Genomic DNA, 26586 nt, shown 5'->3' with positions numbered 1-26586 from the left:
TCGGCTCGCTTGCACTATTTTTGAACGAAGATTAAAATTGAACGACGTTCAATAATATGAGTAAACCTGCGATGGACACGACCCTCGGCCGACGTGAACGAAAGCGCCAGCAAACCGCTGATCTGCTGACAGAAAAGGCAGTCGAATTGTTCGAAGCACATGGCTACGAAGCCGTCACCATGGAGCAGATCGCCGCAGCCGCGGATGTGGCCAAGGGTACGCTGTACAACCATTTTCCTGTCAAGGAAGCGCTGCTTCGCCATTATTTCCATCAGCAGATTGCCGCCGGTGCGCCGAAAATCGGAGCCAGGCTGAACCGCACGCCGGATGTCATCGAGCGCATAAGGCTGGTGTTGCGGCATGCCGCAACATGGGCGGAACGACACCGCCAGTACTGGCCTCACTATCTGCATTACCGCCTCAGCCAGTCGAGCCGCTCTCCGGAGGAACGCAGCGGCCTGGAAGCTGTTTTCACCATGCTGATCGGCGACGCACAGCGGGCCGGACGCCTGCGCGGCGACCGCGATACCGCGACGCTGGTCCACTATTTTCAATATCTGTATCTGGCGGCGATTACGCGCTGGGTGGGGATGCCGGACACCAAACTGGAGGATGAACTCATGACCATGCTCGATCTATTTTTGACCGGTGCCGGGAAGGATGCAGCATGAACGCGCCTTTCGAGCTCCCCGTCATGCTGGACTGGAAAGCCGCCGCCGCGAACAGACAGGAGGCCGGTGGAAAAGGCTGGCAACTCGGCTTGCTGGCACGGTATGGATTGCCGGTGCCCGATGGTTTTGTAGTCCCGGCAGCGATCTGCCGCGCAGTGATGGAGGCTGCGGGCATCGCCGAGCGGCTTGCGGTTGTCGCCGACGCGCCGCTTGCAGAAGGCATTCTTGCGCAATGCCGTGCCGAGATCGAGGCATGCCCCTTTCCGAAAGAGCTGAGAGTGCTCTTGCAGCAGGAACTGGAGAACCGCGGCTGGAGCGACGTACCCCTCGCGGTACGCTCATCCGCCACCACCGAGGATTCCGAGAAGGCGTCGTTCGCCGGCATCCATCTTTCGCGCCTGAACGTTTGCGGATTGGATGCACTGATAGCCGCAGTGCGCGAGGTCTGGGCTTCGCTGTGGACACCACAGGCCGATGCCTATCGGCGGCGCTTCGACATTCCGGCGAACGAGGCCGCGATGGCCGTCGTGATCATGCCGCTGTTGCCCGCGAAAGCCGCGGGCATCGCCTTCAGCTGCGATCCGCGCAGCGGGCGCGACGACCAGCTCATCCTGCATGCGCACTGGGGCCTGGGTGAATCGTTGGTGGCCGGTGAAGCGGACGGCGATGAATACCGCCTGCAGGAAGATCCGCTCGACACGCAACTCAAGCTGGTCGAGAGACGCATCGGCGGCAAGGCGCGCCGCACGATGTTGAAGAAAGAGGGTGGAACGCACACCGTGGATACCGCTCTCGCGGAGCGGTCGCAATCGGTCCTGAGCGATGCGCAGGCGGTGGAATTGGGCGAACTGGTGCGCGACGCCGGCTTTGCGCTCGATTTCGGACGGCCTTTCTACGACATCGAGTGGGTCTGGGATGGCGCGCGCTTCTGGATCGTGCAGGCGCGTCCGGTCACCGCCATGGCGCGCAATACCTATGCCGCGATCGCCGATCAGCCGACGATCTGGTCGAACGGCAATACGCGCGACGTGATGCCGCTGCCGCAGTCGGCACTTGACTGGAGCACCACACGGCGGCTGGTCAATGCGATTCTCGATCAGGGCTATCGTCGCGCCGGTTATCCCTTGCTGCCCGGAGCGCAGCGCGCCGCCTTGTACAACGGCCGGCTCTACCTGAACCTGTCGCTGATCATGTGGGAGGCATGGGACGGCTTCGGCGTGGCACCCAAGCTCGTCAACCAGATGGCGGGCGGTCATCAGCCGGAAATTCGTGTGCCGCCCGAGCGCATGCGGAACAAGCTGCGCCGTATCCCGCTTTTCGTCAGGTACCTGCGTAATACGATAGCCATTCACCGCAATGCGCAGCAATTCGCCGATGCCGCGCGAGCGCATGCACGCAGCTGGAAGCAAACACCGCTGCCAGAGGATGCCGCTGTGTGCCGCGATGTGCTTTTCTCCCGCGTCCGGATAATGGGCGCCCAGAGTGAGCTGGCACTGCTGCAAGCTCCCGGCGGCACGATATCGATGCTGACGCAAAAGCTCGACAAGCATGTTCCCGGGCAGTCGCATGCACTGGCGGCTGCCTTGCTGGCCGGCGGCGAGCCCAGCGTTACCGCACAACAGGGCTACGAGCTGATGGCGATTGCGGAGCTCGCTTCTTCCGATCCGGCAACGCGCGCCTGGTTGACCGATCCTGCGCGGGACGACGATGCGTGGCGCCAATGGCCGCATGAACATCCGTTTCGGCGCCGCTTCGCGGAATTCCTCGACAAATACGGCCATCGAGCTGTTTACGAGAGCTACTGGCGGCAGCGGCGCTGGCATGAGGCGCCGGGTTATTTGCTCGACAATATCGCCAGCCTCATGGAGATGGATATCGCGGCAGTGCGTGCGCGCCAGCAGCAGGCACAAGCCGATGCCTGGCGTACGGTTCGGGCGACGTTGCCGTGGTATGCGCGACTCGGATTGAAGTCGCTGGTGGCGGCAGCCGCGCGCGAAGGCAGCCAACGTGAATTGGCGCGCAGTTCGCTGATGGCGCTGTCGGACGGATTGCGCCCGCTGTTCCTGCAAATCGGACGCAAGCTGGTCGAGGCGGGGGCGCTTTCGCAGGCCGAGCATGTGTGCGAATTGACCTTGAGCGAAACCGGCCGTGCGCTTTCCGGGCATATTCCACCTGCCGGCATTGGCGCGCGCGTTGCCGATCGGCTTGCCCTCCGTGCACATTGGGAAACGCATCATGCGCCGGACGTGATCTACGAGGGCGGCATGGCCGCTCCCGTCGAGACGCCGAAGCCGCATGCGGGCGATGGATGGACAGGTGTCGCCGTTGGCGCCGGCATTGCACGCGGAGTTGCGCGCGTCATTCTCCATCCCTCCGAGGGAACGCGTCTGAGGCCGGGTGAAATCCTGGTCGCGCCCTCGACCGATCCGGCATGGACGCCGCTCTTCCTCAAGGCCGGCGGACTGGTGATGGAAACTGGCGGCTACCTCTCGCACGGCGCAATCGTGGCGCGCGAATTCGCGCTGCCGGCGGTGGTCAACCTGCCGGGCATTCTAGGCAAGGTGCGGGACGGCGACATGCTGGAAGTCGACGGCAGCACCGGTCGTGTGCGCTTGCTGCATGCGCAAACCGGAAAGGATTGAGGCGGAACCATCTGGACGGCAAGGATCAAATCGGGAAGGCGCCGGGCATATCGGAATACAATGCCGACACTTCTAACCTTGGTCCTTCCATGATTATCGCGACACATTCAGGCAAGTTTCACGCCGACGACGTATGGGCGGTTGCCGTACTCGAGCTGGTTTTTCCCGGTTGCACGCTCATTCGCACGCGCGATCCCGAGTTGATCCGGCAAGCGGATTTCGCTGTCGACGTCGGCGGCATTTGGGATCCGCAAACCGGACGCTTCGACCATCACCAGAAAGGATTTGCCGGCGCGCGTCAGTCGGGCGTGGTGTATGCCAGCGCCGGCCTCGTGTGGAAAACGCATGGCCCGCGTTGCGTTGCCCTGATCGCGGAAACCCATGCCGGCCATGCGATTACCGAGGAGCAAGCGCGCGAGATGGCCTACGCCATCGACAGCGACCTGGTGCAATACCTCGACATGTCGGACACCGGCGCGGCGAAAAACGCACCCGGCGGCTATGGCTTGTCGGCAGTGATTTCCGGTTTCAATCCCACCTGGCTCGATGACCAGCAGGCCGGCAGCGTGGAAGCGGCCGAAGCATTGCGGCAGGCACAGTTTCGACGAGGCATGGAGTTCATGACCGACATCCTGATCAACGCGGTCAAGTACCGGGTTGGCGCGCTCTATGCGGCGAATCAGGTGCGCAATGCGGAGCTGCTTGAAAACGGCAGGCTGCTCTTCCTGCAGAACAGCGCCATGCCCTGGGCCACTATCGTCCGCAATGAAATGCCGAACGTCTTGTTCGTGATCAGCTACAGCATCGCGGAGCAGCGTTACATGCTCCACACCGTTCCGGCAGCGCAGGACAGCTTCGAGGCGCGCAAGGATCTGCCTGCAGCGTGGGCGGGCTTGCAGGATGCGGAGCTTGCGGCCGTGACCAGCGTGCCCGATGCCGTCTTTTGCCACAACGGCCGCTTCATCGCGGCGGCCAGGTCCTTTGAGGGCGCACTGCAGATGGCGCGGCTGGCACTGGACGATTAGTCCACCTTCCACCACGGCGGCAGCAGGCGCCGCACATTCGGCCGGCCAAAGCGGTCGTCGATCAGGTAGACCACGCCGCGATCCTGCTGGGTGCGGATGACGCGCCCGGCGGCCTGCACCACTTTCTGGATGCCGGGGAACAGATAGGTATAGTCATAGCCGGCGCCGAATACCGCGTCCATGCGCTCCTTGATCTGTTCGTTGACGGGATTCAGTTGCGGCAGGCCCAGCGTCGCGATGAACGCGCCGACCAGTCGCTCGCCGGGCAGGTCGATGCCCTCGGCGAACGGCCCGCCCAGCACCGCGAAACCGATGCCCTGACTGGCCGGCGTAAAGCGGGCGAGGAATTGCTCGCGCTCGGCTTCTTCCATGCGTCGTGACTGTTCCCACGTCGTGATCTGCGGATAACGCGCCTTGAACAGTTCAAGCACTTTTTGCAGGTAATCGAAGCTGCTGAAGAAGGCCAGGTAATTGCCCGGCTTGTCTTCGTATTGCCGCGCCATCAAATCGGCGATGGGCGACAGCGATTCTTCACGGTGCTGATAGCGCGTGGAGACCTTGCTGATCACGCGAACCGACAATTGCTCCGCGCGAAACGGTGATTCGACATCGACGCACACGGTGTTCTCCGGCAGGCCCAGCGTATCGCAATAGAAATGCCAGGGGCTCAAGGTGGCGGAGAACAGCGTAACCGACCGTGCCGCTTCAAAGCGCGGGCCGAGAAAGGGGGCCGGGATGATGTTCCGGATGCAGAGCATCGAATCGTCTCGCCGCGAGTCTGCCTTCAGCGTGATATCGAACAGCGAGTGCATATCGAAAGTCTCGGCAAGGCGCGAGAACTGCAAGGCGTCGAAATAGAATCGCTGCAGCTTGCTGTCCACATGCGTCGGATTCTCGGCCATGAAGTCGGTGATGTCGGCGATGACTTGCTGCATGGCTGTCGTGAATTTCAATGGGATTTCCGGATAAACCCGGTACGGTTCCTCCTGATCCCGGTGCAATGCATTCCATGCGCGATTGAGGCGGTCCAGGCTTTTCTTGAGCGCAGCGGGAGCGGACTGCCGAAGAAAATGAAACTCGGTCTGATCCAGTTCGGCGGTGTACATCTTGCGCGCCCGATCGATCAGATTGTGCGCCTCGTCGACCAGCACGCCGACGCGCCACTGATTGGCTGTCGTCAGGCCGTACAGCATCGCGCTGGTGTCGAAATAATAGTTGTAGTCGCCCACCACCACGTCGCTCCAGCGCGCCAGCTCCTGGCTCAGATAGTAGGGGCAGACCTGGTGTTCGAGCGCGACCGTGCGCAGCGCTTCCTTGTCCATCGCGCCATGGACAAGCGCGGCGGAACGCGCCTGCGGAAGGCGATCGTAGAAACCTTTCGCCAGCGGGCAGGATTCGCCATGACAAGCCTTGTCGGGATATTCGCAGGCCTTGTCGCGCGCAATCAGTTCCAGCACGCGCAGCGGCAGCGCCGGTTCGCTTTTCCTGATCAGGCTCAGCGCATCGAGCGCCAGGCCGCGGCCCGAGGTTTTTGCGGCCAGATAAAAGACCTTGTCCAGCTCCTGCCCGGGGCAGGCCTTCAGAAGCGGGAACAAGGTGCCGATGGTCTTGCCGATGCCGGTCGGCGCTTCGGCCATCAGGCAACAGCCGGTCGCCATCGCTCGGTACACGGCTTCGGCCAGTTGACGCTGACCGGGACGAAATGACGCGTGCGGAAAACGCAGCGCCGTCAATGCCTGATTGCGCGCGCTGCGATGCGCCAGCTCCTGCTCGGCCCATGCAAGAAACCGGCCGCATTGTTCTTCGAAATACTGCTTCAGGGCGGCGGCCGAATGCGTTTCCTCAATGGCCGTTTCCTTCTGGCTCGCGATGTCGAAATACACCAATGCCAAATGCATTTCCTCCAGGCCGAGCTTGTCGCACATCAGCCAGCCGTACATCTTCACCTGTGCCCAGTGCAGGTGGCGATGATTGGCCGGCATGCGATCGAGATCGCCGCGGAAGGTCTTGATCTCTTCAAGCCGATTCCGCGCCGGGTCATAACCATCTGCACGGCCGCGCACGGTCAGATGCTGGTAGTCGCCGCTGAGGCTGACTTCAGTCTGGTATCCGGCAGCGCGGCGCGCGGTGACGACCGCATGGCCGGCGATGCCTTCCTGCGCCGAAGGCGAGGGCGTGAAACGCAGGTCGAGATCGCCTTGCTTGGCAGTGAACTCGGTCAGCTCGCGAACGGCAACGGTGTATTTCATGCTTCCTCATCCGCCCACCGGACGTAGCAGACGGCGACCGGCATGTCATGCTCCGCACAGTAGTCCAGCCAGCGGATCTGGTTGTCCTGCAGGCGATCGCCCGGACCTTTCACCTCGATCATGCGATAGTGGTTTTCGCGCAGCCAGAACTGGATCAGGTCGGGAAAGCCGGCACGATTGGCCTTGATGTCGAGCAGCATGCGCTGGAAGGATTTCTTCAGATGCATCGCGGGAATGCAAGCCAGCGCCAAGTCCTTCAACTCCGCGTCCAGTATGTCCCAGAACACGAAAGGCGACAGCGTGCCTGCCTTTTCCGCGAAGTGCCGGTTGATCGTCTGAACGTATTCGCCGGTATCCAGCTGCGCGAGACAGGCTGCAAATTCCTTCTCGCGGCGGCGATGGAAATCCGAGTTATGCAAATCGGCCGGCCCCGCATGGAAGGGATGGAAGAAAGCGCCCGGCACGGCCGCGAACACGGCCTCCCAGCAGAGCAGGCCGAAGAGCGAATTGATCAGCGTGTTTTCCACGTAATACACCGGTGCGTCATGATGCGCGAGATGCGCGGCGGCCAGCATTTCGACCGAATATTCAGCTTCGGGCGGCGCCAGGGCCAGGTCGATGCGCGTCACGGCTCGGGCTGGTGTCGCAGGAATTTTCGGCAGCCCGAGCTTGCGATGCAGACGCGGCAGAATGCGCAGGAGCTGCTGCCTTTCTGCTTCGTCTTCCGGCATCTGTTTGGCTGTTCTCGCGAGGGAAAAAGCCGCGTCGAATTGCTCGCAACGCTCCAGCACGCGGATCGCGCGCAGGCGGGCGCCGGGATAAGGGCAGGCGGAATAGATCTCGAGCGCCTGCGCCAGTTCGCCGCTGCGTTCGTAATGCTGCGCAATCTGAAACAGCAATTTTCCGCGCCGGCGCTCCAGCCAGTCGTTAGCCGCAATCGCGGCGGGAATCTGCCCGAGAATATCCTCCGGCGCTTCGCCTTGTTCGAAGCGTTCGCGGCACGCGGACAGGTGCATGTAGGTATCGACATCCTCCCGCGCGCGGAATCCGCGTGACGATGCCGAGATCTCGACCTTCTCGTAGCGATAGATGCCCAGGTCCGCGAGCACGAATTCGGTCCAGCCCTGATGCAGGTTGCCGAAGAACATGAGGCGCAGTCGGTCGCACAGCGGGCCGATCAGCAAGCGATAGGCGCAATCATCGATGTCGGCATGCCAGGTGTCGAAATGACGGCTTTCGGAATATTTCTCGCGCAGCGCTTCGAGCTGCTCCGCCTTGCGTGCCTGCAAGCCGGGCAGGGCGGCGCCGAAGGCAGTGGCGATCTCGACCTTGTTCAGCAAATGGAAAACTTCGTCGAGCGTGAGCAAGGGACGATCGTCGATCCAGCCAAGCTCGGCAAGAGGCATCGCGGCGGTGCGGGTGCAGCCGATTTCCTCGTAGCGCAATTTGCTGGCGCGGAACAGGTTCCCCTTGCGCATGACCATCCTGACAAGCAGCGCGCGCGAGGCCTGCGGCAAGCCGGGAAAAATGTCGACAAAGCTGCGCTCCTCATCGGTCAGCAAGTCGCTGTAACGCTCGCTGATCCACGCGATCACCTGGTGAAAATTTTGCAGATAGTAAAAAGGATCGTCGAGTGTCTTGATCATCGTGGTAAATCGCTACAGGCTGATATCTGAAGATCGTTCGACAAGCTCGTTTTCGCGTGCAGGAAGAGGGAAGGGACGCTGGATTCCCTGGGATGGATGGCAATGCCGTAACGCATTATGACGAAGCGCTGGCGGCTTCGCAACTTGCCGATTCGACAGCTTGCAACCTGCCAATGTCGAGAAGGCAAGCTAGCCAACACAGGTTTCGCGCGGCGCGTTTTTTGCTTCGGGTCGGGAATGGCGGACAAGCATGCGCCTTGTTTGTGATGAAACTGCTTCGGCGCCAATAGAGGTGAAATGATGGGTTCGGTGCATCCATTCGACAGGCAGGGCAATGCCGCGCAATCCGGCGCCGGGCTGGTCGTCGTTTATCCCGGCAATGCGCAGCGGAGTTTGTGCGATCACGAGTGTGCGACTTACCATGCACTGGCGCAAAGGCTCGCGGCCATCAAGGGGTATGTGTTTGCCGGCGAGTACGATGCTTCGCGCGATTATTCCGCTGCCTTGTATTTCGTGCCAAGCGACACCTTTGTCACGCTTGATGATGCGCATCGGCTCGGCGTTCGCGGCGAACAGGATTTGTTCGGCGGCGTGGTGCCTTTTCCGTTCATCGCGACCAAGACGATTACCCATCCCTTGTATGGCGAGCATGCGCGGGCGCCGGATGGCTGGTCGCGTGAGCTGTCGCGGCGCATGCAGGAGGTGGTGCTGCCAGGGTTTTCCGCCTTTTCGCTGGAGGATGCGCGCAGCGCGGGCCGGCATCTGCTGGAGCAGGGTGCGGTGCGCCTGAAGGTGGCGAGCGGGATCGGCGGACTCGGGCAATGGGTGCTTGCCGATGCGGGCGAACTCGACGCGCGGCTGCAGGCACTCGATGCGGATGAAGTGGCGCGTTGCGGGCTGGTGCTGGAACGGAATCTGCCGGAGGTGTCGACGCTGAGTGTGGGCCAGGTCCGCGTGGACGACTTGCTCGTGACCTATTGCGGCACGCAGCAGCTGACCGTCAACAATGCCGGCGAAGAGGTGTACGGCGGTTCGCGCCTGATCGTGGCGCGCGGGGATTTCGATGCGCTGCTTGGGTTGAAGCTGGAAAGTCAGATGCTGACGGCCATCTCGCAGGCACGCCAATACCATGCGGCGGTCATGCAATCTTTTCCCGAGATGTTCGCCTCGCGTTGTAATTATGACGTGGCCCAGGGTATCGATGAAGATGGCCGCTGGCAGTCCGGAGTGCTGGAGCAATCCTGGCGTATCGGCGGCGCGAGCGGTGCCGAGGTCGCGGCGTTCGAGGCGTTTCGGGACGATCCCTCGCTGGACACAGTCTGCGCATCGACCACGGAAATCTATGGGGCTGACTGTGTGATGCCGGCCGATGCGGACATCTATTTCCAGGGCGTGGATGAACGCGTCGGCCCCATCACGAAATATGCGAGGCTGGAACCGTATGCCAACTCTTGAAGATGCAATCAAGATCGCTGTCGACGATGGACATATTTCGGGAACCATGGTTTCGCCGAGGACCCGCCTGCCGGGCGTGCTGTTTGTGCATGGCTGGGGCGGCAGCCAGGAGCAGTATCTGGCGCGGGCGCGGGAAATCGCGGCACTGGGTTGCGTCTGCCTGACCTTCGATCTGCGCGGGCATGGCAATACTCGCCCGCAATATGAAACGGTATCGCGCGAGAGCAATCTGCGCGATGTGCTGGCGGCCTACGATGTGCTGGCCAGCCATCGCTTCGTGGACCCATCGACCATCGCTGTCGTCGGCAGCAGCTACGGCGGCTACCTTGCCGCGATTCTGACGACCATGCGTTCGGTGAAGTGGCTGGCCTTGCGGGTACCGGCGCTGTACATGGACAACGGTTGGGAATTACCCAAGCGCCAGTTGCACAGGGACCAGGATCTCGGGACCTATCGCAGCAGCCTGGTGCCTGCCGCCGAGAACCGGGCCTTGCGGGCCTGCATGGCGTTCAAGGGGGACGTGCTGGTGATCGAATCGGAATTCGACAAGACGATACCGCACGCCGTGATCTCCAGCTATCTCGACGCCTGCATTCACGCGCACTCGCTCACCTACCGTGTCATCAAGGAAGCCGACCATGGCCTGACCGATGAAAGCAGCCAGCGCGCTTATACCTCCTTGCTCGTGAACTGGATGACCGAGATGGTATTCGGCGAGCGGGAAGGCAATACACCGACGCAGACCACGACCATGCCGGGAAGCGCATTGCCGGAAGCGCCGCCGGGGCCAGCGTGAGGGGATGGCCTCAGCGGGGCATGGATCCCTGTCATTGTCGCGAAGGCGAGAATCCGGGTTTTTTTCTTCGAAAGACAAAGGATGTTCGACCAAGCTGCTGCAACTTTATTCTGGCGAAAACGGCGTTTCATGGCATGCGGAAAATCCGCAGGAACATTACTGCGAAGACTGGCATTGCTCACGCAAACAAGCCGTGCAGGAACCAGCAGATTTCCTCGCCTGTCCGCTCCCGGTAAATCCAGTAGCAGGTCGCCGTTTGCCCCTGCGCAATGAAATAATCGCGCACTACCAGTTTCCCGTCCCACCAGCCGCACTCAATCCGCTCCGGCCCCTTGATCATTCGCAGCGGCGAACCGTAAAACGGGCGATGGTCGCGCACTATCAGCGCAATCGGCGTTTCCAGTATCCAGAACGGGCGCTCGGCATGATGCTGTACGGACGGCGCAGGTCGGTTCACCGCCGCAGCGGGAACCCAGGCGTTGCATATTTCCGGCCGATGATCCGCGCGCGGCGAGGGCGTAAGCACGCTCTGGTCGCCCAGTCGCGCAGTCAGCAACTCCAGCAGACGATGATAATCGGCAGGCGTGCCGCCGGGATCGGGGAACAGCGATTCGGTGGGCGGCAGCATGGCCGATACCTGCGCGGCTTCGAGACGTATCGCGATCACCGGCGCGCACAGTTCAATCCGGCCGAGCCGTTCCTTCAACAAACGGGTCAGGTGTTCTTCATGCCACACCGGATCAGCCAGCGCGATCTCGATCGGCGTGGGCGCAATGGCGCTGCGGCCGCGTTCATGCTGCAGCCACAGCACGAAGCGCGCCACCGCCAATTGCTGCGCCACCAGCCAGCCGGTCATTTGCTGCAGCAGGCGGCGCGCGGCAAACAGAGCGGCCTCCGCATGTTCGATGCGGTCGGGCAGTTCCAGATTGGCGGAGAAGCTTTTCGGCGCCTGCACCCATTCGAACAATTCCGGCGCTTGCCCATAGGCGCGGTCGAGCGCATCGAGCACGTTCTTGTCGCAACGGCGCTGCAATCCCGCACGCGGCAGCTTGCGCAGTTCGCCCAGGGTGCGGCAACCGATCCCCTCCAGCCATTCGTCATACGGCCGGAGGGCCGGCAGCAGCATGCAGGGCAGGGCATCGAGCAAGCGCATCATGCTCTCCATGCGGACCGTGCGGCGCAATGTCGAACGCGTGTGATGGCGCGCGAGCAGCCATGCACCTTGTGCAGTCGGTGCCATGCCGATGCGCGGCGTGAAACCAAGCACGCCGACACTGGCGCGCACCAATCGGTATAGCTTGAGCCGTCCGCCGAATGCGCGCAGGCTGGCAGTGACGTCGAGCAGCAGGCTGGCTTCTTCGGCGAAGGTGACTTCCGGCGTGTATTGCAACAGCGCCAGCGCGATGCTGTTCAAGGCGTCCTGCTCGCGAACGGGGTCATGCTCATGCAGGATCGCATCGGGGCAGATGGCTTGCACACCGCCGCGCCGCATGCCGATACGCACGCCTTCGGCAACGGCTTGCGCGCTCATCACCAGTACGCGCTCGCGATCGACGACAACATGCTTGCCCGGATCGGACCAGCACGGACGAACCGCTTCGAGAGGCAGCAGCGGCAGATGCACGCCGATCCATGTGCGCATGGGTGTCTGCTCGAAAACTACTGCACAGCCTGATTTTCGACCTCCGATGCCGGACGCACTATTGATGCGCGTGCGCTCCCCGGCCGGAATTCAGCTTGTTCGCTGCGGTTTTCAACCAGACTCTGAGGAGCAGGGCCGAAAATGGAGGAGGAAAAAAACGGCATCTCGTCCAGCCGCAGGTGCAGCGCTTCATCCCGCTGCGGGCCGCGCCGCTTGACGATCTCGACGTCGATGCCGCCATTGGCAGGACGCAGCGCCAGCCGCAGCGGCGCGGGCGAGGCATCCTGTGCGCAGGCGATCGGGCGCATCATCCAGAACAGGATTTCCGTGCCTTGCGCGGCCAGATGCAGGCGCCGCAGCGATTCGGTCCGTACATGCGATTGCCAGAACAGCAAGGCGCCGCAACTGCCGTTGCGCAGGATCTGTTCCGCCGACCACAAGGCATCGGCGCTGCGCGTGGTCCTGACCCACAGCAGGCGATCGGCGGGCAGCCCCCACGATGTCCAGGCAGCGACTTGCGGCAGATGGGGCGGCTGCACCAGCGCGATGCGGCGGGTTTTCGCAATGGAATTCAAGGCGGGGCGCAGCAGGTGCATCTCGCCAATTCCGGCTTGCTGCAACAGCAATTCGATCAGGACCGCGCTCGGCCAACCGCCATTGGGCAATTCAGCATCGAGCGCGCGATGGCCGGTAGAGGTAGCCGCAGCCTGGTACGAACCCATTTGATCGGCGCGCCAGACCGTATGCGGCAAGGGGATCGCCGCATCCGGCTTCGATATGGTGGAAACTAAAGCAGACATCCGGACCTCCTAGTTCTTTCTTTGAGAACCTGTTTAGTGTCTTTTTGGCAGGCGCGTTCTACCGGGAAGGGATGCAGTGCAAGGCGCGCCGCGCGGCTCAGACTGGGCGTCTGTGCAAGCGGCGCAACGCCGCAATGCGCCCTTCCGGCAGAACCCTCCGGGCAGCCTCCTGAGCTGGCCGCCTACGTTGTTGCGGCTCCTTGCCGTAGCACCGCTACGTCGCGTCGCCGCGCCTAGTATTCGGCCGGCTCAGGCGGCTGCGCGCCTGCCAAAAAGACACTAAACAGGTTCTGAGATGTATTCTGTTATTTATACTGTATAAATATACAGTATTGCAAGGATGCCTCTTAGTACAAATTCGTAATGTAAAGAACAGATTTCATGCAAGCGCGCATCACTTCCGTCGGCCTGGTGATCAAGCCCGATCCCGCCGACGCCTTCGCCTACCCGCATCACATCGACCGCGCCAGCCTCGATGCTTTGCCGTCAAAACCGGGCATCTACATTTTTCGCGATGAGCAGGACAGGCCTCTGTATGTTGGCAAGAGTGTCAACATTCGCAGCCGCGTGCTATCGCACCTGCGCACACCGGAAGAAGCGCGCATGCTGCGGGCAAGCCGCTACGTGGAATTTCGCCGCACTGCCGGCGATATCGGCGCACTCCTGCTGGAGTCGCGCCTGATCAAGGAACTGCAGCCCTTGCACAACAAGAAGCTGCGCCGCACGCGCGAGATGTGCACGCTGCACCTGGGACAGGACGTGACGTCGGCGCCCGAAGTCGTTTATGCACGCGACCACGACTTCGCGAAAACGGCCGACCTGTACGGATTGTTTGCGACACGCAAGGCCGCGCTGGAAAAACTGCGGGAGATTGTGGATGCGGAGATGTTGTGTCCCGCGATGACGGGACTGGAAACCGCAACGCATGGGCGGGCCTGCTTTGCGCGCCAGATTTCACGCTGCCTCGGCGCGTGCGTCGGCGCGGAATCCACTGATGCGCACTATCTGCGCCTGAGGACGGCGCTGGAGGAAATGCGTATCGTGATCTGGCCCTATGACGGGCCCATGGGCATCGTGGAAGAATGCGATGGCTGGAAGCAGACCCACGTCATCGATCACTGGTTCTATGTCGGCTCCATCGACCAGGCCAAAGGGGCGCAGAAAATCAGCCGTGCCGCACAACGCACTTTCGATGTCGATACCTACAAGATTCTTGTCAAGCCGATGCTGCGTGGCGAGTTGCGCATCGAGCCGGTCACGCTTGCCAGGCGCGACAAACGCGACAAGCGGCCAGCTGAAGGGTGAAAGGAATAAAGGCAGCGCAACCGGGCTATACCGCAGTTGCGCTGCGCTGCGCTGGTCAGGTCGACCGATTACTTGGATGTGCCGCCCGGCGTGGTCGTGCTGCCGCTCGTTCCACCCGTCGTGCTTTCGCTAGTGCCACTGGGGCCGCCCATGGTACCGGTCGCGCCACTCGTGCCGCCGGTTGTGCTTCCCGCCGTTCCGCTCGTGCCGCTCGTTCCGCCGGTCGAGCCTCCGGCCGCGCCACCCGTTTCGCCGCTGCTTGAACCCGGCGTAGTGCTGGTCGAACCCGCAGCGCCGCCCGGAGTGCTTCCTGTGGCGCCAGCTGCACCTGGCGTGCTCTCGCTGGTGCTTCCGGGTGTACCCGTGCCGCCGGCGGCGGTGCTGCCCGTCGTGCTGCCCGTCGATCCGGTAGAGCCTGCGGTTCCGCTGGAGGTCCCGGCGGTGCTGCCCGAACTGGTCGCACCCGTGCCAGCGCCAGCAGTGTCCGCGCCTTTCTTTTCGCACGCGCCTAGTGTCAACGTAGCGACAAGCGCCGCGAGCAATACTGAATATTTCATGCTGGTTCCTCTCAAGAAAATATAGTTGTAAATAAGTGCACGGCTAATTGGAGAAATCGAGGGGCGTTAAGTGCCTGTCCAAACATTGATAAATATCAGTGACGATATGATTTTTTCAATAAATGGAGCGCATCAACTATCGCCGCAGTGAGAGGGCTGTTTCCCGGTCTTTAATGTTGTTAATCGGCAATTTTCTTTTCTGCCGATATATAATGCCCCGCAAGAATAAAAAAAAGACAAGGCCATGCACATGGCCTTTTTCGTTTTTGAGGGGACATATGAACAAATCCTCATTACGGCGGCAGCTTGTGCTGCCGTACGTTCTGCTTGTGGTATTCGTTTCCGCCACCATCGGCTGGGTGTCTTACCAGGCCGGGGAAAAGGCCGTCAGTACGCTCGGACACCGGGTCATGGCGGATATGGTCAACCGCATCAATACTGCGACCGAACAGCATCTGGCCGGTGCGCTGACTGCGCTGCATGCGATCGACCCGGATCCGCAAACACTGCCCCAGGCACAGCCGTTCTCCGACAGCCTCGCCGCGCTGGAGCCGCGCCTCTGGGTCGCGAGCGGACTGTTCATGGACGTCAACAACTATGTCTATTTCGGCGGCGAGGATGGCCGCTTCATCGGCGTCAACCGCGTCAACAAGGATTTTGTCGAGCTCTACCTGCGCGAGCCCGGCGCCCCGAAACGGCATGTCTATGCGGTCACCCGGCCGGGCGATCGCGCACGCCTGCTGCGCAGCGATCAATATGACCCTCGCACCCGCCCCTGGTATGACATCGCCGCCCGCAGCAAGAAACCCGTGTGGTCGCCGGTGTACAGCGATTTCACTTCGAAAGAGCCGACCATTACCCTGGCCAAGCCGGTCTATCGCGAGGACAAGACATTTGCAGGCGTGATGGCGACGGATGTGACGCTCAAGGCACTGACCGATTTCCTGCGCAGCCTGAAAGTCAGCCAGAGCGGCATTGCCTTCGTGCTCGACAGCGATGGCTTCATGATCGCCACCTCCGGCACGGAATTACCCTTCAAGATGGTCAACGGCGCGCCGGAGAGGATGCGCATCGACGAGATGCAGACCCCGCTTATCAGGGATGCCTATGCCAAGGTGCGCGAATGGAAGAACGCAAAGACGGGAGACACTGCCACCTCGCCGGAGCTGGCCGCTCCCGCCGGCTATCTTGAAGTGGCCGCCGCCAGGCTCGGCGAAAAATACGGTGTGAACTGGGTCACCGTAGTCGCCGTGCCGCGCGTCGATTTCATGGGCGGCGTGACGCGCAGTTTCATACACGGCCTGCTGATCGCCTTGCTGTGCGTGATCGCCGCGCTGGTGCTTGGCTTGTTCTTCCTTGACCGGGTGCTGCGCGACATCCGCAACCTGACCGAAGCCGCGAAAAGAATCGGTGACGGCGAGCCGATGCCATCGCTGAATATCCGCCGCAGTGATGAAATCGGACAGCTCGCGACGAGCTTCCGCGAAATGGAGCACAACCTGCGCATCGACAAGCTGACCGCGGTATTCAACCGCGCGTCGCTGATTGCGCAGATCGGCTTCCTGCGGCGCCAGCTCGCACAGAACAACGTCGAACGTCCCAACTTCGCGCTATTGTTCATCGACCTCGACCATTTCAAGACGGTCAATGATCATTACGGCCATAGCGCCGGGGACAAGGTACTGGCGACGGTGGCGACCCGCCTGAAGGAATCCGTGCGCATCACTGATGTGGTCGCGCGCTACGGGGGTGACGAGTTTGTCGTCCTGCTCAAGGGAGTGACTGCCGTCGACGATGTCATCGCCACTGAAGAAAAGATCCGCGGCATCGTCGAGGAGCCGGTGCCGCTCGATCACGGCACGGCCAGCGTCGGCGTATCAATCGGCTGGGCCATGTTCCCGGAGGACGGCGAAGACGTGGACGCGCTGCTGAAAATCGCCGATACACGCATGTTCGATACCAAGAAGATCCGCAAGGCGGCACGCTGATTTATTTAATTGATCTGAATCAATTTCATTTCGACAGGTGCGAGAGCAGAATGAGATTATCGTTTTGCCTTGAAGCAAGCCGCAAAGGTTTGAATTCGATCGCGTTTGCAATCGCATGTCGAGATGAGCGCGTACATGGCGATGGCGGCGCGCGATGGATGCCAAGCGGTCCAGGCTGACAACAATAAGATCAAGTACTCATTGCTTGGGAGGCCCATGGCCGAGGAGTTGGTTCCGCACGTGCCGCAGGCAGGGAAAACACTGCGTTTGCCGCGCACGACTATCAGCAAGACCATCGCGACCGCATTCCTGATCATTCTGCTGGCCGCCACCGGGAACGTATTGGTGGTGCACCACATGCTGGCTGACGTCAACGGCGTGGCCGAGACCGTGAATGTGGCCGGCAAGTTGCGCATGCTGAGTCAGAAGATCGCCTTCGAGGTGACGAAAGTGCTGCACCAGCGCGATCAGGACAAAGGCGCAATATCCGCCAATCTCAATGATTTCGATACCGCATTGATGGCGCTCGCGCGCGGCGGAAAGGCATTCGGCTACGACGTCAAGCCGCTTTCCGTGCATCACCAAGCACTGTTCGACGCGGCCCACGCGGACTGGGTCACGTACCGCAACCACGTCGAGGAGGCACTCCTGAAGGCGTCGCAGGGCGGCGACTTCCGTGTCGAATTCGGGCGTATCACTGCAGATGCGGCAAGTCTGTTGTCCAGCTCGGACAAGCTCGTGAATTCGCTGACCGGCGAAGCGCAGCATGCGCAAAAGCGCGCCCTCATGGAAATGTATGCCTTGCTGCTGCTGGATGCGGTCATCCTGGCGATTGTGTTCGTCACGGTGCGCCGCCAGATCGTGTTCCCCCTGCGCGAGCTGGCACAGCACAGCAGAGAGCTTGCTGACGGCAACTACATGGCTCGCATCGAAAGTCCGTCGCTGGACGAAATCGGTTTGCTGGCCGAAAGCTTCAACGAGTCCGCGCAACGCATCGGTAATCTGATCGCGCGTATCGATCACGACCGGCAGAACCTCAAGCAAGCCGAGGCCATGTTCCGCGGCTTCGCGGAAAATTCCGTCGTCGGCGTGTATATCGCGCAGGACGGGCGCTTCCGCTTCGTCAATCCGAAAATGGCAGAGATGTTTGCCTACAGCCAGAAAGAAATGATTTCGTCCATCAGCGTGTATGACCTGGTTTCAGAGCATGACCGCTTCACCGTGGAAGAAAACATCCGCAAGCGTTTGACCGGCGAAAGCAAGGAAGTGCACTACGAGCGCCAGGCGCGCCGCAAAGACGGCTCGCTGTTCGATGTTGAAGTGTACGGTTCGCTGATGAAGATCGATGGCGAGCCCGCCACCATCGGCATCATGCTCGACATCTCCGAGCGCAAGCGGCTCGACCTCGCCTTGCGCGTCCTGAGCGCATGCAACCAGGCGCTGGTGCGCGCGAGCGACGAAGCGGCCCTGCTTCACGAAGTCTGTCGCAGTATCCACGAGATCAGCGGCTATCCGTTTGTCTGGGTCGGCTACGTGGAAGAGGGCGCGGGCAAGAAAGTCTATCCGGCGGCGCTGGCCGAAGCGCACAAGGGCGCGCTGATGGCCGCCATCAACCATGTCAGCTGGGACGATTCGCAAACGGGGCGCGGCGCGACCGGCACCGCCATCCGGCGTGGCAATGTCGTGGTTGTCAGGGATATCCAGACCAGTTCTCTCCATGCGCCATGGCGCGAGTTCATGGTCAGCCATGCGATCGTCTCCGCCATGTCGCTGCCCTTGAAAACCGGCGACAAGATCCTCGGCGCACTCACTGTCTATTCGCACGAGCAGGACACCTTCAGGCCGGATGAAGTCCAGGTGGCGGAAGAACTGGCAGACAACCTGGCCTACGGCATCATGGCGCTGCGCGCGGAGAAAGCGCGCCGCAAGTATGCGCAGCAGCTCGAATACCATGCCGGCCACGACATACTGACCGGCCTGCCGAACCGGGCATTGCTGCAGGATCGCCTGAGCCAGGCCATCGCCTACGCCGCGCGTTATTGCTATCCGATCTGGGTTCTGTTCATTGATCTCGACCGCTTCAAGTTCGTCAATGACAGCCTGGGGCACAACGCCGGCGATACCGTGCTGAACGCTATCGCAACCCGTCTGCAATTCGCCGTGCGTGAGACCGATACCGTTGCACGCATGGGCGGCGACGAATTCCTTGTCGTATTGCCGGAGCGCGATGACGAATGCCTGACGACCGCGGTCGTTCAGCGCATCATGGATGCCGTTGCCAAGCCCCTGAAGGTCGACGGGCATGAATTCGTTCTCGGGTGCAGCATCGGCGTCGCCGCCTATCCGAATGACGGCAACGACCCCGAAACCCTGATCAGGAACGCCGACATCGCGATGTACCGCGCCAAGGAAACCGGACGCAACAATTTCCAGTTTTATACCGCGACGATGAATGAACGCCTGCTCGAGCGCTTGCGTATCGAGGGCGATCTGCGCAACGCGATCGAGCGTCAGGAGTTCGTGCTGCACTATCAGCCGCAGGTCGATCTGAGCAGCGGGCGCACCATTGGCGCCGAGGTCTTGATCCGCTGGCAGCATCCGACGCTCGGCATGGTGATGCCGCTGCGTTTCATCAGTCTTGCCGAGGAAACCGGCATGATCGTGCAAATCGGCAGCTGGGTTTTGCGCACGGCCTGCGCGCAGGCGAAGACATGGCACGATGCCGGATTCGGCGACCTGCGAATCGCCGTGAATCTCTCCGCGCGCCAGTTCATGCAACACGATCTGGTGCAATCCATTGCCAACATTCTTGCGGAAACCGGCCTCCCCGCAGATTGTCTCGAACTTGAGCTGACCGAGAGCCTGGTGATGACGGACATCGATCGCGCGATCGAGATCCTTGTCAGCCTCAAGGCCTTGGGCGTGCACCTGTCGCTCGACGATTTCGGCACCGGCTATTCGAGCCTGTCCTACCTGAAGCGCCTGCCGTTCGACTCGCTCAAGATCGATCAATCCTTCGTGCGAGACATCACGAAAGAACACGACGGCGAGGCCATCGTTGCGTCGATCATTTCGCTGGCGCACAATCTGAAACGCCACGTGATTGCCGAAGGCGTCGAAACCCGCGACCAGCTTAATTACCTTCTGCGCTATGGTTGCAATCACATGCAGGGTTATTACTTCAGCAGGCCGCTGCCTGCCGAAATGCTCGAAGCCATGTTGAGCCAGGATCGCCTCATGCATCCGGCATGGGATGCCGGCCCGTTGGCGTGACAATCAGGCCGGCGTTACATATTCGCGCAGAAAGGTCCTGGTCTGGCTGTCCGGGAAGGTGATCGTAACCTTGTCGTCCGCCAGCGACATGACGCGTCCTTCGCCATACTTCGGCACTTTCACCGTGCTGCCGACTTCAGGCAGCGGCGATTTTGATTTTTGCGTCTCTGGCGGAATATGCTCGCGGACATGCGCCGGACTGAGCGCCTGTTCCGGCGGCTGCCTGCAGTTGTCGCATACGCCGCAGTGCGTCCATTCGACTTCCTCGCCAAAATAGTCGAGCATTACCTTCCAGCGGCAGAAGCCGGTCTGCGCATAAAACACCATGCGCTCCAGGGCTTCGTGGTCGCGCGCGCTTTTCTCTCGATAGTTCTCCACCAGCTGATTGAGTTCCTTCGCCTTTACGCGCTGCCTCGTCACGCTGTAGTCGAGATTGTCGTCCTGCTCGACCAGACCGCCGTCCTTGAGCAGCTTGAGCGTGACCTGCAAACGGTTTTCCGGCACCTGCTCAAGGGTGTCGCGCAGATGCGCGAACGACGTGCGCTTGTGTTCCGCAGTCAACGTCTGCACGGCGGCGTACACCGTGTTCAAGTCATCGATGCCGGGATAGCGGCGCGCGAGGAAGAATTGCTGCACCTGCTTGTCTTTCGCGTAGTAGAGCAGCGTGCATTCGGCCGCTTCACCGTCTCGCCCGGCCCGGCCGGACTCCTGGTAATACGCTTCCAGACTGGCGGGGATCTGGCAGTGGATGACAAAGCGGATATCGTGCTTGTCGATGCCCATGCCGAAGGCATTCGTTGCCACCATGACCCGGCTGGCACCGGTCATGAAACTGTCCTGATTCTGCGTGCGCGTTTTCGCCGGCAACTGGCCGTGATAACAGGTGACGCTTTCGCCGGCCTGTCGCAACAACAGGTAGACCTGCTCCGCCGCTTTCACCGTGGCCGCATACACGATGCCGGAACCATGACTCTTGCGCACGAGACGTACGGTCTCCTCGAGTTTTTCCGATTCGCCGGTCGTCACGATCACACGGTAGTGCAGGTTGGGACGGTAAATACCGGTATTGATGACATTCAGATCACCCAGCCCCAATTGCCTGCCGATGTCTTCGATCACGCTGTCGGTCGCGGTCGCCGTCAATGCCAGGACCGTGGGATGCCCGAGCGCCTGGATCGCCGCGCCAAGCTGCAGATAAGTAGGGCGAAAATCATGACCCCATTGCGAGATGCAATGCGCTTCGTCGATGACGAACAGGCTGACCTCGTTCTGCCCGACGGCGGCCAGAAAATCCGGATCGGACATGCGTTCGGGTGTGGCAAATACAAATTCTCTGTCAGCCCGCTTGATGCCGTCCATAACCGACTCTTCTTCCCGGCTGCTCAAGGTACTGTTCACCTCGCGCGCGCCGACGCCGGCGCTTTCCAGCTTGCCGGCCTGGTCCTTCATCAGCGAAATCAGCGGCGATACGACGATCGTCGTACCGGGCATTTCCAGTGCGGGGAGCTGGTAGCACAGCGATTTGCCGGCGCCGCTTGGCATGATGGCAAGCGTGTCATGCCCCTGCAATACACTCTCGATCACTTCGTGTTGGCCCGGGCGCAGGTGATTGATGCCAAATGTGTCATGCAAGGCATCGCGCAGCGCCTTGTCTTCGGGCGGCGATCTCATTCGCCGGACTCCGTGTGCAGGGACATTTGCGTCGATGGAATCGACAGCAGGGAAAATACGTTGCATAGTGTTATGTTGAGGAAGTGGCATGATCTGCGTTCAAGCAGCAAACATGCCTAATGGTCCCTCACTGCTTCAATTTCCGACAAAAAATAGCTGCTATTCCTCTGGGAAACCGCAGTGAAATATGTTTACATCCCCTCCGGCATATGGGGTACAATGCGCCACCGATTGAAGTTTGAGCTAGTGGTGCAGTATTTGTCTGTCATACCTTTTCTTGCTTCAAAGGATCTACCGGGTGAAAGCCCATTAACTGTAATAGGAATTGAAAATGGCAACAGGTACTGTCAAGTGGTTCAACGACGCTAAAGGCTTTGGCTTCATTACTCCGGACGAAGGCGGCGAAGATTTGTTCGCGCACTTCTCCGCGATCCAATCCAATGGTTTCAAGTCGCTGAAAGAAAACCAACGCGTTTCTTTCGAAGTGACGACTGGCCCGAAGGGCAAGCAAGCTTCCGCGATTCAGCCGCTGTAAGTTGAATCCAGCAGAATGAAAAATCCCCGGCATGCCGGGGATTTTTTTATGCCTGCGCGCTTTCCTTGTGTGTAAAAGCGCGTCACCCCCGGTATTAATTTCCCTTTCACTCAGCGCGGCAGCAAGACCGCCGCACCATCGAATTGTCCTGCCCGCAAGGCGGCCAAGGCTTCATTGGCCTGTTCCAGCGGAAACGCGACCGGCGTCGTGCGTATGTCAATGGCGTCCGCCAATGCGAAAAACGCCTCGCCATCGGCACGCGTCAGGTTCGCCACCGAGCGCAGCGTGCGCTCCCCCCACAGCAGCGAATACGGAAAGGCTGGAATATCGCTCATGTGTATCCCGGCGCAAACCACGCTTCCTCCCTTGCGGGTCGCCGCGAGGGCCAGCGGCACGAGTGCGCCGAGCGGCGCGAAAATGATTGTCGCGTCGAGCGGGACCGGCGGCGCGGTATCGGAATCGCCAGCCCACACCGCGCCGAGTGCGCGTGCGAACTCCTGCGAACGGCTGTCGCCAGGCCGTGTAAATGCATAGACCTCCTTGCCTTGCTGGCACGCGACCTGCGCGATGATATGCGCGGCCGCCCCGAAGCCATATAACCCGAGCCGTCGACCGTCGCCCGCCATGCTGTAGGCACGGTAGCCGATCAGTCCGGCGCAGAGCAGGGGCGCGGCATGCAGGTCGTCGTAACGGTCGGGAATCCGGAAGCAATAACGGGCATCGGCTGTCGCGTATTCCGCATAGCCGCCGTCGCGGTCGTAGCCGGTAAAGTGCGCGTCGTCGCACAGGTTTTCGCGGTGCGCATGGCAATAGCCGCAGTGACGACAGCTTCCGCCGAGCCAGGGAATACCGACGTGATCGCCCACCGTGAACTGATGCGCGAACGGGCCGACGTGGACGACTTCGCCGACGATTTCATGCCCCATGATCAGGGGCGTTTTGTGCGGCGCCAGTTCTCCGTCCGCGATATGCAGATCGGTGCGGCATACCCCGCAGGCCGTCACGCGGATCAGCACTTCATAGTCGGAGGGGAAGGGGATCGCCACGCGTGCCAGGCGCAATGGCGTGTGCGGTGCGTCCAGCAGCATGGCCCGCATGGTTCCGTCATGTTTCGTATTGAGTAAAGAATTGCTCATGATCTCAATATAGCAAGCATTTTATTCATGATATTGCGCGATCTGGAGCATGACATTTCATTGACCTCCATGAAATCGGGATTTACGATGTGAAATAAAAATTAATCTGGGGACAAAAATGATTTTCAAATTTGGCAAGGCGGAGAAAGACCCCGAATCGGTGGTCGTGTCATCCTCGTCAGGAATGGAACACATTCTCAGCGATGTCGCACGGCAGGCGTCAGGACTGGGAAAAAGCTCTGCCGATTTGAATGGCCTCATCGACGATCTGGCGGTCATGAGCAGCAAGCAGGCAGAGACCTTCAAGGTTCTGGCGAGCGAGATTGATGCCATGGTCCGCGCCAACCTCGCCATCGAGGAGGTGACCAAGGCCAGTAAAGCCTCGGTGCAGCATGCGCGTCATACCGTCGAACAGATCGGAAACGGTGTCATTGCCGTGACGAACAACCTGTCCGAAGTTGCCGATGCAGCCAATGAGATCACGCAGATTGCCTTGCAGACCCGCTTGGTCGCTTTCAATGCCTCGGTCGAGGCAAAAAGAGCGGGCGAGGCCGGGCGCGGATTTGCCGTCGTGGCCGATGCAGTCAGGGAATTGGCGGCCAAGGTGGAGCAGTCGTCCAAGCTGATCATGAGGACGGTCACGCAGCTGGATGAGCGTATCAAACTTCTTGCGGACAACATTCAGTCCAGGGAAGTAGGACACACCGACTCGGGCAAACACGATTCCTTCCACGCAGCGGTATCGGAGGTCGAGCGCGGCGTAGCCGATATTGCGGATACTGCGCAAAAAAATCTCCAGGGCTGTGCAGGCGTTCTGGATTCGGTCAGTGGTCTGTCAGAACAAGTCGCCAGCACCGCCACCGCGCTGCAGACCGCTCGCCAGCGAACGGAGGGATTTCTGTCCTTGTCGGAGTCCCTGATCGAAATGACGGCGGAAAGCGGCGCTCAAACCGAAGACACTCCATTGATCGAAGGCGCGGTGGAGGCGGCCGCGAAAATCTGCGCGCTGCTCGAAGATGGCCTGCGCAGCGGCGCCTTGTCGGAAGCCGACCTGTTCGACGGCAAGCACAAGCCCATTCCCGGCACCAACCCCGAACAATTCATGGCGCGCTTTACGCCATATTGCGAAAAGGTGCTGCCGGAGGTGCTGGAAGACATCCTGACCTGGTCGCCCAAGATCGTGTTCGGCGTGGTAACTGACCGCAAAGGCTATATTCCGACGCACAACCGCAAGTTTTCCAAGCCGCAGGGCAGCGATCCGGTCTGGAACCAGGCAAATTCCCGCAACCGCCGCTTCTTCATCGGCCGCACGGAAACAGCCGCAATCAATAACCGCAAGAGATTCCTGCTCCAGACCTACCGGCGCGACATGGGGGGTGGGAAGCATGTGGTCATGAAGGACCTGTCGGTGCCGATTGTGGTTGGCGGAAAGCATTGGGGTGCATTGCGAATCGGCATCCAGTTTTAACCGGATGCAGGCAAAAAAAAGCGGCCAGCAAATGGCCGCTTTTGTTTTGCAATCGGGACATCAGGGTTTGAAAAAACCGGCCCCGACAATCATGTTTTCCACTTTTTCGACATAGCTTGACTTGGCTTCCACATTCTTGGTCATCGGATTCGGCCACTTGTAGTCGACCCAGCCCTTGCCTTTCGCGTTCAGGACCTCCACGAAGCTCCGGATGATGTACTTGCCATCGGCGTCACGCATGTCCATCAGATTCTTGCCGACCATCTTGGACGCATTACCGTTGCCGATCGAGAGGTTGGTCCCCTGCATGTCGTAGACGAAGATATACAGATCACGATCGACGAATTCTCCCTTCGGGTCATTGAAGGCGGCAAATGCCTTTTCCTTGCCGTTTGCTTTCAAATAAGCGACGGCTTTCTTGACGAGCGCGCTGGCTTCTTCCGCCGTGCCCCGTTCCGCGGCACATGCGGTGGCGCTGAGAAAACCGGCAATCAGCAGCAAGCTCAGTGTTTTGAGTAGGATTTTCATTGGTCATCTCCTTGGTTGTGTTTTGGTGCTCGAATTCTCGTGGCTTCGTCATTTCCCAAGCGGTGAATAGCAAGTAATCCACAAAGCGAGAGGGCGTTAACGATTTTAGTTATTTCCATACGGAAATATACCTGATCGGTGCACCTGTTTGGTATTTCTTGAGGCTGGTTGATGCAACTCAAATTTCTCAATGGAAATTGGTGATGCATTTTGGCACGCAAAATCCGCGCAATGGATGAAAAGCTTGCACGTCTGAAGTGAAAGACGTGCAACGCACGCTCAGGTCTTGCGCCAGTAATCCGGCTCGGCGTAGGTGTGACGGAGGAAATCGACAAATGCGCGGATGCGCAAAGGCAGGTGGCGTCGTTGCGCGAACACGGCATAGATATCGTTGCCGGGAGCGGCAAATTCATCCAGTACGGTCACCAGCTGTCCTGCCTCAATCGCGTTTCCGACTTCCCACATCGAACGCCAGGCCAGCCCCTTGCCGGACAAGGCCCAGTCATGCAAGACCGCGCCGTCGTTGCACACCATATTGCCGCTGACTTTCAGCGTGACGTTCTTTCCTGCCTGGCGAAAGGTCCATCCGCGCTGGCTGCCTTCGCTGCTCATGGCCAGGCAGTTGTGTTTGGCAAGATCGTCGAGGGAAGCGGGCGCGCCGTGCTTGTTGATGTAGGCCGGAGATGCCACCACGACACGCTTGTTGTCAGCTAGCTTCACGCCGATCAGGCTGGAGTCGGACAGGGTGGCGATGCGGATCGCTACGTCAATGCCTTCTCCGATCAGGTCCACAACGCGATCGTTCAGGTTGAGGGTGACCGTTACATCACGATGCTGCGCTAGAAATGACGGAACGAGCGGTGCGACGTGCTGGCGACCGAAGCCGGCCGGAGCGGAAATCGACAGATGGCCGCTAGCCCGCGCGCTGCGTTCGGACACAGCCGATTCCGCATTCTCCAGATCGACAAGAATGCGCTGACAATCCTCCAGAAAGGCCAAGCCTTCATTGGTCAGCGCCAGCTTGCGGGTCGTTCTTTGAAGCAATTTCACGCCGAGCCGCTCCTCCAGCGCATCCAGGCGTCGCCCGATCATGGCCGGCGCAATGCCCTCGGCGCGTGCAGCGGCGGAGAGGCTGCCCTTGGTTGCTACCTCGACAAACGTAGAAATTTGCTTGAACTGATCCATGCCCTCAAGTTATG

The 26586-nt window shown here is 60.5% G+C and carries 19 protein-coding genes; 10 read left to right on the top strand and 9 right to left on the bottom strand.

The window, feature by feature from the left end; translation table 11 throughout:
- Positions 1-71 precede the first annotated feature (71 nt).
- From E6W33_RS22335 to E6W33_RS22325, 3 genes are all read left to right on the top strand, one after another.
- Positions 72-671: a TetR/AcrR family transcriptional regulator gene (locus E6W33_RS22335; RefSeq protein ID WP_247869741.1), complete on the top strand. Its 600-nt coding sequence runs from the start codon at positions 72-74 to the stop codon at positions 669-671.
- Positions 668-3313, top strand: a complete 2646-nt coding sequence (locus E6W33_RS22330) for a PEP/pyruvate-binding domain-containing protein (protein WP_136419575.1) — start codon at positions 668-670, stop codon at positions 3311-3313. The genes E6W33_RS22335 and E6W33_RS22330 overlap by 4 nt, the downstream gene beginning before the upstream one ends.
- An 89-nt stretch (positions 3314-3402) precedes the next feature.
- Positions 3403-4338 carry an MYG1 family protein gene (locus tag E6W33_RS22325; RefSeq protein WP_136419574.1) on the top strand — a complete coding sequence of 312 codons (936 nt, stop codon included), beginning with the start codon at positions 3403-3405 and terminating at the stop codon, positions 4336-4338.
- Here E6W33_RS22325 and E6W33_RS22320 read toward each other — a convergent pair.
- The gene (locus E6W33_RS22320) at positions 4335-6587 is read right to left on the bottom strand and encodes an ATP-dependent DNA helicase (protein ID WP_136419573.1); all 2253 of its coding nucleotides are present in this window, start codon (positions 6585-6587) and stop codon (positions 4335-4337) included. The genes E6W33_RS22325 and E6W33_RS22320 overlap by 4 nt on opposite strands.
- Entirely contained in the window at positions 6584-8233 is a 1650-nt protein-coding gene (locus E6W33_RS22315; RefSeq protein ID WP_136419572.1) for a VRR-NUC domain-containing protein, read from the bottom strand. Before E6W33_RS22315 ends, E6W33_RS22320 begins: the two co-directional genes overlap by 4 nt.
- A 297-nt stretch (positions 8234-8530) precedes the next feature.
- Here E6W33_RS22315 and E6W33_RS22310 point away from each other — a divergent pair, with 297 nt between their 5' ends.
- Together E6W33_RS22310 and E6W33_RS22305 are read left to right on the top strand one after the other, a co-directional pair.
- Positions 8531-9688, top strand: a complete 1158-nt coding sequence (locus E6W33_RS22310) for a DUF3182 family protein (RefSeq protein ID WP_247869740.1) — start codon at positions 8531-8533, stop codon at positions 9686-9688.
- Complete coding sequence (locus E6W33_RS22305) at positions 9675-10484, top strand: alpha/beta fold hydrolase (protein WP_136419571.1); 810 nt, start codon at positions 9675-9677, stop codon at positions 10482-10484. The genes E6W33_RS22310 and E6W33_RS22305 overlap by 14 nt, the downstream gene beginning before the upstream one ends.
- Before the next feature lie 178 nt (positions 10485-10662).
- Here E6W33_RS22305 and E6W33_RS22300 read toward each other — a convergent pair whose 3' ends face one another.
- Together E6W33_RS22300 and imuA are read right to left on the bottom strand one after the other, a co-directional pair.
- Entirely contained in the window at positions 10663-12126 is a 1464-nt protein-coding gene (locus tag E6W33_RS22300; RefSeq protein ID WP_136419570.1) for a DNA polymerase Y family protein, read from the bottom strand.
- A gap of 17 nt (positions 12127-12143) precedes the next feature.
- Positions 12144-12926: a translesion DNA synthesis-associated protein ImuA gene (imuA, locus tag E6W33_RS22295; protein ID WP_136419569.1), complete on the bottom strand. Its 783-nt coding sequence runs from the start codon at positions 12924-12926 to the stop codon at positions 12144-12146.
- 381 nt (positions 12927-13307) lie between these two features.
- Between imuA and E6W33_RS22290 the strand changes: the two genes are divergently transcribed.
- The gene (locus E6W33_RS22290; RefSeq protein ID WP_136419568.1) at positions 13308-14231 is read left to right on the top strand and encodes a GIY-YIG nuclease family protein; all 924 of its coding nucleotides are present in this window, start codon (positions 13308-13310) and stop codon (positions 14229-14231) included.
- A 68-nt stretch (positions 14232-14299) separates the two neighbouring features.
- On the opposite strand, the gene E6W33_RS22285 is transcribed toward E6W33_RS22290, so the two are convergent.
- A complete protein-coding gene (locus E6W33_RS22285) occupies positions 14300-14788 on the bottom strand; it encodes a hypothetical protein (protein ID WP_136419567.1) in 489 nt (162 codons plus the stop codon).
- A 278-nt stretch (positions 14789-15066) separates the two neighbouring features.
- On the opposite strand from E6W33_RS22285, the gene E6W33_RS22280 reads away from it, so the two are divergent.
- Complete coding sequence (locus E6W33_RS22280; RefSeq protein ID WP_168798719.1) at positions 15067-16776, top strand: diguanylate cyclase; 1710 nt, start codon at positions 15067-15069, stop codon at positions 16774-16776.
- Between the two features lie 216 nt (positions 16777-16992).
- A complete protein-coding gene (locus tag E6W33_RS22275) occupies positions 16993-20049 on the top strand; it encodes an EAL domain-containing protein (RefSeq protein ID WP_168798718.1) in 3057 nt (1018 codons plus the stop codon).
- Between the two features lie 3 nt (positions 20050-20052).
- On the opposite strand, the gene E6W33_RS22270 is transcribed toward E6W33_RS22275, so the two are convergent.
- Positions 20053-21720, bottom strand: coding sequence for an ATP-dependent DNA helicase RecQ (locus tag E6W33_RS22270; protein ID WP_168798717.1), 1668 nt, complete (start codon positions 21718-21720; stop codon positions 20053-20055).
- A 331-nt stretch (positions 21721-22051) separates the two neighbouring features.
- On the opposite strand from E6W33_RS22270, the gene E6W33_RS22265 reads away from it, so the two are divergent.
- Positions 22052-22255 carry a cold-shock protein gene (locus E6W33_RS22265; RefSeq protein WP_088707577.1) on the top strand — a complete coding sequence of 68 codons (204 nt, stop codon included), beginning with the start codon at positions 22052-22054 and terminating at the stop codon, positions 22253-22255.
- A 110-nt stretch (positions 22256-22365) separates the two neighbouring features.
- On the opposite strand, the gene E6W33_RS22260 is transcribed toward E6W33_RS22265, so the two are convergent.
- Positions 22366-23352 (bottom strand): zinc-dependent alcohol dehydrogenase family protein, encoded by a 987-nt coding sequence (locus tag E6W33_RS22260; RefSeq protein ID WP_136419608.1) that lies wholly within the window; start codon positions 23350-23352, stop codon positions 22366-22368.
- A 157-nt stretch (positions 23353-23509) separates the two neighbouring features.
- On the opposite strand from E6W33_RS22260, the gene E6W33_RS22255 reads away from it, so the two are divergent.
- A complete protein-coding gene (locus E6W33_RS22255) occupies positions 23510-24859 on the top strand; it encodes a methyl-accepting chemotaxis protein (protein ID WP_136419563.1) in 1350 nt (449 codons plus the stop codon).
- Between the two features lie 60 nt (positions 24860-24919).
- On the opposite strand, the gene E6W33_RS22250 is transcribed toward E6W33_RS22255, so the two are convergent.
- Together E6W33_RS22250 and E6W33_RS22245 are read right to left on the bottom strand one after the other, a co-directional pair.
- Positions 24920-25387 (bottom strand): cache domain-containing protein, encoded by a 468-nt coding sequence (locus E6W33_RS22250; RefSeq protein WP_136419562.1) that lies wholly within the window; start codon positions 25385-25387, stop codon positions 24920-24922.
- 279 nt (positions 25388-25666) lie between these two features.
- Positions 25667-26572: a LysR family transcriptional regulator gene (locus E6W33_RS22245; RefSeq protein ID WP_136419561.1), complete on the bottom strand. Its 906-nt coding sequence runs from the start codon at positions 26570-26572 to the stop codon at positions 25667-25669.
- Positions 26573-26586: the final 14 nt, after the last annotated feature.

This window comes from Herbaspirillum sp. ST 5-3 (assembly GCF_004804275.1).
Lineage (GTDB): Bacteria > Pseudomonadota > Gammaproteobacteria > Burkholderiales > Burkholderiaceae_D > Noviherbaspirillum.
This window is presented reverse-complemented; position numbering and strand designations above follow the sequence as displayed.

Bases quoted from the DNA above. Each gene is read 5' to 3' on its own strand.
- E6W33_RS22335 (WP_247869741.1), top strand. From the start codon at position 72: ATGGACACGACCCTCGGCCGACGTGAACGAAAGCGCCAGCAAACCGCT.
- E6W33_RS22250 (WP_136419562.1), bottom strand. From the start codon at position 25,387: ATGAAAATCCTACTCAAAACACTGAGCTTGCTGCTGATTGCCGGTTTT.
- E6W33_RS22320 (WP_136419573.1), bottom strand. From the start codon at position 6,587: ATGAAATACACCGTTGCCGTTCGCGAGCTGACCGAGTTCACTGCCAAG.
- E6W33_RS22270 (WP_168798717.1), bottom strand. From the start codon at position 21,720: ATGAGATCGCCGCCCGAAGACAAGGCGCTGCGCGATGCCTTGCATGAC.
- E6W33_RS22310 (WP_247869740.1), top strand. From the start codon at position 8,531: ATGATGGGTTCGGTGCATCCATTCGACAGGCAGGGCAATGCCGCGCAA.
- E6W33_RS22245 (WP_136419561.1), bottom strand. From the start codon at position 26,572: ATGGATCAGTTCAAGCAAATTTCTACGTTTGTCGAGGTAGCAACCAAG.
- E6W33_RS22330 (WP_136419575.1), top strand. From the start codon at position 668: ATGAACGCGCCTTTCGAGCTCCCCGTCATGCTGGACTGGAAAGCCGCC.
- E6W33_RS22285 (WP_136419567.1), bottom strand. From the start codon at position 14,788: ATGAAATATTCAGTATTGCTCGCGGCGCTTGTCGCTACGTTGACACTA.
- E6W33_RS22265 (WP_088707577.1), top strand. From the start codon at position 22,052: ATGGCAACAGGTACTGTCAAGTGGTTCAACGACGCTAAAGGCTTTGGC.
- E6W33_RS22260 (WP_136419608.1), bottom strand. From the start codon at position 23,352: ATGCGGGCCATGCTGCTGGACGCACCGCACACGCCATTGCGCCTGGCA.
- E6W33_RS22275 (WP_168798718.1), top strand. From the start codon at position 16,993: ATGGCCGAGGAGTTGGTTCCGCACGTGCCGCAGGCAGGGAAAACACTG.
- E6W33_RS22290 (WP_136419568.1), top strand. From the start codon at position 13,308: ATGCAAGCGCGCATCACTTCCGTCGGCCTGGTGATCAAGCCCGATCCC.
- E6W33_RS22255 (WP_136419563.1), top strand. From the start codon at position 23,510: ATGATTTTCAAATTTGGCAAGGCGGAGAAAGACCCCGAATCGGTGGTC.
- E6W33_RS22325 (WP_136419574.1), top strand. From the start codon at position 3,403: ATGATTATCGCGACACATTCAGGCAAGTTTCACGCCGACGACGTATGG.
- imuA (WP_136419569.1), bottom strand. From the start codon at position 12,926: ATGTCTGCTTTAGTTTCCACCATATCGAAGCCGGATGCGGCGATCCCC.
- E6W33_RS22280 (WP_168798719.1), top strand. From the start codon at position 15,067: ATGAACAAATCCTCATTACGGCGGCAGCTTGTGCTGCCGTACGTTCTG.
- E6W33_RS22300 (WP_136419570.1), bottom strand. From the start codon at position 12,126: ATGCGCACATGGATCGGCGTGCATCTGCCGCTGCTGCCTCTCGAAGCG.
- E6W33_RS22315 (WP_136419572.1), bottom strand. From the start codon at position 8,233: ATGATCAAGACACTCGACGATCCTTTTTACTATCTGCAAAATTTTCAC.
- E6W33_RS22305 (WP_136419571.1), top strand. From the start codon at position 9,675: ATGCCAACTCTTGAAGATGCAATCAAGATCGCTGTCGACGATGGACAT.